This window comes from Microbacterium sp. H6 (assembly GCF_003314775.1).
GTDB classification, from domain to species: domain Bacteria; phylum Actinomycetota; class Actinomycetes; order Actinomycetales; family Microbacteriaceae; genus Microbacterium; species Microbacterium oxydans.
Map to the genome: position 1 here is coordinate 1563 of NZ_QOAY01000259.1, position 1860 is coordinate 3422.

At 69.3% G+C, this 1860-nt stretch carries 3 protein-coding genes and 1 tRNA gene; 3 read left to right on the forward strand and 1 reads right to left on the reverse strand.

Annotated features, from left to right (window positions below; genetic code table 11):
- Positions 1-159: 159 nt before the first annotated feature.
- Together DSP71_RS16665 and DSP71_RS16670 are read left to right on the forward strand one after the other, a co-directional pair.
- Positions 160-1206: a hypothetical protein gene (locus DSP71_RS16665; protein ID WP_113681634.1), complete on the forward strand. Its 1047-nt coding sequence runs from the start codon at positions 160-162 to the stop codon at positions 1204-1206.
- A gap of 51 nt (positions 1207-1257) precedes the next feature.
- A tRNA-Ser gene (locus DSP71_RS16670) sits at positions 1258-1348 on the forward strand.
- Positions 1349-1562: 214 nt separating this feature from the next.
- Here the strand turns inward: DSP71_RS16670 and DSP71_RS22440 are convergent.
- The gene (locus tag DSP71_RS22440; RefSeq protein WP_179515789.1) at positions 1563-1703 is read right to left on the reverse strand and encodes a hypothetical protein; all 141 of its coding nucleotides are present in this window, start codon (positions 1701-1703) and stop codon (positions 1563-1565) included.
- On the opposite strand from DSP71_RS22440, the gene DSP71_RS24680 reads away from it, so the two are divergent.
- Positions 1694-1860 (forward strand): hypothetical protein (locus DSP71_RS24680; protein ID WP_220151134.1); only part of this gene is annotated, 167 nt, incomplete at its 3' end. The genes DSP71_RS22440 and DSP71_RS24680 overlap by 10 nt on opposite strands.

Sequence of the window (1860 nt, forward strand, 5' to 3'; positions counted from 1 at the left end):
CGGCCAGTGCCTCGGACGTGATGAAGCCCATGATGGAACCTTCCCGTCATCGCTGCCCCCACAGGCGGCGGGTTGTAAGGCCATCCTAACTCGATCATCCCCGTCCTGGCGGAGCCGCTGCCGGGGAAAACGCCGCCGACCCGCCGATATTCTGGGGGCATGACTCAGCCGCAGGGTGCCCTCCTCGTGGGCAGCGTGAACTACGACGACGCCGAGACCACGATCCGCACCGCCGCGGAGACGCTCGGCACTCGACTCCGCCGCATCCCGGACGGCGAGGTCGGCAAGCGGTTCCACTGGATCATGTTCCAGCCCGACGTGATCGGTCAGGCCGAGGGCATCGAGCGCATCGGCGATGAACCCATCCCGTTCCCCGCCGGCATCGATGCCCGGGGTCTGCGCATCGGCGAGGGCGCGGATGCCTCGGCCATCGAGCTGCCGCCGCTCGGCTACGCAGCCGCCGCGATCGAGTCGTACGCGGTGTTCGAGCGACTGCGCGCCGAGGGTGCGGTTCCGGCGGAGGTGCGATTCCAGGTGTCGTTGCCCACGCCGCTCGCCGTGATCGCCTCGTTCTTCCACGGCGATGATCGCGGCGCCATCGAGCCCGTCTACACCGCCGCGATCCTGCGCGAGCTCGAGGAGATCCTGGCCGCCATCCCGCACGAAGACCTCGCCGTGCAGTGGGACGTCGCCAGGGAGATGGGCATCATCGAGCGCGCGGCCGGGTACGGATCCGTGATGGAGGCCTGGTGGTCCGACGACCCGTTCGACGGACTGGTCGCACGGCTGGCCGCCCTGGTCGACGCGGTGCCCGCCGACGCAGAGGTGGGCGTGCACCTCTGCTACGGCGACGCGGGGGAGAAGCACTTCTTCGAGCCGCGCGACGCGGCGAACCTGGTCCGGTATGCGAACGCCGTCGTGGCCGCATCCGCGCGTCCGCTCACCTGGCTGCACCTCCCCGTGCCGATCGACCACGACGACGAGGCCTACTTCGCCCCGCTCACCGACCTCGCACCGGTCGACGAGCTGTACCTGGGGCTCGTGCACCGGGAGGACGGGGTCGAGGGTGCCGCACGTCGCATCGCCGCCGCTGCTCCGTTCGTCTCCGCGTTCGGGGTCGCGACGGAATGCGGCATCGGCCGCGCACCCGCCGGATCGACCGAGAGCATCCTGCGCACGCACGCCGAGGTCGCCAGCACCTGGTGAGCTGCTGCTCTCGATTCGCGTGGACGCCCCGCGTCGCGTAAGCTGTTCTGCGGTGACGTGTCCGAGCGGCCGAAGGTGCAACTCTCGAAAAGTTGTGTAGGGTAACCCCCTACCGTGGGTTCAAATCCCACCGTCACCGCCACCACGAAGGCCCCGAATCCCCTGGAAACACTGGGATGCGGGGCCTTCGTCACACTCGAAGGGCTGGCTGCGGTAACGCAGCAGTATCCAGCTCATGATCCGTTGGGCCCGGGTCGCCGGCCCGCGAGCCCAGTCTCTCCACTCGCTTGGGCCTAGGCTGGATGAGATTCACCTCGCGAACTCTGTGGCTGGCGCGGGCTGCTCGTGCGCGGGCGTCACCGCAGCGGCGCAGCGCCGATCGGGAGGGAGCCGTTGGGTGCGAGTTCGACGCGGAGGCGTCCGGCGTCGTTGAGCAGCTCTCCCGGTTGCAGGATCGTCCACGACAGTCCGCTCGCTCCGCCTGAGCATGTGGGCACGGTTGGAGCGACCTTCCGCGCTGTCTGAGCCCAGCGACGTGTATTCCGCCAAGGTGGACGGGGTGCGGGTGGCGAGCCCGGGCGCTCTGTCGCCGGTCGATGTCCTCGTCTTCATCTACGCGATCGCGCAGGCCTGGCAGCTCTCTCCGACCGGCCT

Bases quoted from the DNA above. Each gene is read 5' to 3' on its own strand.
- DSP71_RS16665 (WP_113681634.1), top strand. From the start codon at position 160: ATGACTCAGCCGCAGGGTGCCCTCCTCGTGGGCAGCGTGAACTACGAC.